The sequence below is a fragment of the Actinoplanes couchii genome, assembly GCF_016862075.1.
GTDB lineage: Bacteria > Actinomycetota > Actinomycetes > Mycobacteriales > Micromonosporaceae > Actinoplanes > Actinoplanes couchii.
Genome location: NZ_BOMG01000001.1, coordinates 1 through 1,498, shown reverse-complemented (window position 1 = coordinate 1,498; position 1,498 = coordinate 1). Strand labels below are relative to the sequence as shown.

Genomic DNA, 1,498 nt, shown 5'->3' with positions numbered 1-1,498 from the left:
CGCCGACAGACCATTCGACGCACCGTCCTGATTCACCGCCGAACCACGAACGACTGCCAGCACCCGATGCCCGTTACGCCGCGCATCCGACAGCCGCTCCAACACCACCAGACCGGCGCCCTCACCCCAGCCGGTGCCGTCGGCGCTCTCGGCGAATGCCTTGCACCGCCCGTCCGGCGACAGCCCACGCTGGCGGGAGAAGGCGACGAACGGCGTCGGAGTGCTCATCACGCTCACGCCGCCGGCCAGCGCCAGGTCGCACTCGCCCTGCCGCAGCGCCTGCGCCGCCAGATGCACCGACACCAACGACGACGAGCACGCCGTGTCGACGGTGACCGCCGGCCCCTCCAAACCGAGCGTATAGGCGATCCGTCCGGAGACGACGCTGCTCAACCCGCCGGTGGTCAGGTAGTTCTCCACCTCAGGGGTTGGCCGCCGGATCCGGGTGAGGTAGTCACTGAGGATCACGCCCGTGTAGACGCCGGTCTCGGTGCCCTTCAGGGTCGACGGATCGATGCCGGCCCGCTCGCAGACCTCCCACGCCATCTCCAGCAGGAGCCGCTGCTGCGGGTCCATAGCCGCCGCCTCGCGCCCGGAGATACCGAAGAAGCCAGCGTCGAAGGCGGCCACGTCCTCGACGAAGGACCCAGCCTTGACGTACGTCTTACCGACGCGCCGGGGGTCCGGGTCGTAGAGCTCCTCGGCGTCCCATCCGCGGTCGGTGGGGAACCCGGTCACCGTGTCCGCGCCCGATTCGAGCAGCTCCCACAGGTCCTCGGGGGTGCCGACGCCGCCCGGGAACCGGCAGGCCATGGCAACCACCGCGACGGCGTCGTCGAGTTCCGGTCCGGCCGGTGTCACCGCAGCCGCTGGCCCGCCAGCCGTCGCCCGGTCGCCGGTGAGCCGTTGCTGCAGGTAGGTGGTGATGTCATCGGGTGTCGGGTGGTCGAAGACCAGAGTGGCCGGCAATCTCAAACCGGTCGCCGAGTTCAGCCGGTTACGCAACTCCACAGCGGTCAGCGAATCGAAACCCAGATCCTTGAACGCCCGGCTCGCATCGACACCATCCGCACCACCATGACCGAGCACCGCCGCGGTATGCGTCAACACCAGACCCGCCAGCGCCTCCCGCTGCGCCGCCACCGGCATCCCGGCCAGCCGCTGCTCCAGCGACTGCTCCCCGGTCTGCGCCACCACCCGCCGCACCGGCACCTTCACCAGCGACCGCAACACCACCGGCAACCGATCCTCCCGCGCCCGCTGCCGCAACACCCCCGCATCCCACGGCGTCAGCACCAGCAACGACTCCGGAAAGGCCAACGCCACGTCGAACAGACCCAGCCCCACCTCCACCGACATCGGCACCAGGCCCTGACCCGCGATCCGCGCCCGGTCCGCCTCACCCAGATGCGCGGTCAGACCACTGTCATCCGCCCAATAGCCCCACGCCAGCGACGTCCCCGCCAAACCCCGCTCACGACGCCAGGCCATCAACGCA

Annotated in this window: 1 protein-coding gene; it reads right to left on the bottom strand. The window is 70.1% G+C overall.

Features of this window, described 5'->3' with window-relative positions; genetic code table 11:
• The coding region (locus Aco03nite_RS00005) for a beta-ketoacyl reductase (RefSeq protein ID WP_239144796.1) at nucleotides 1-1,498 on the bottom strand (1,498 nt) is incomplete at both ends.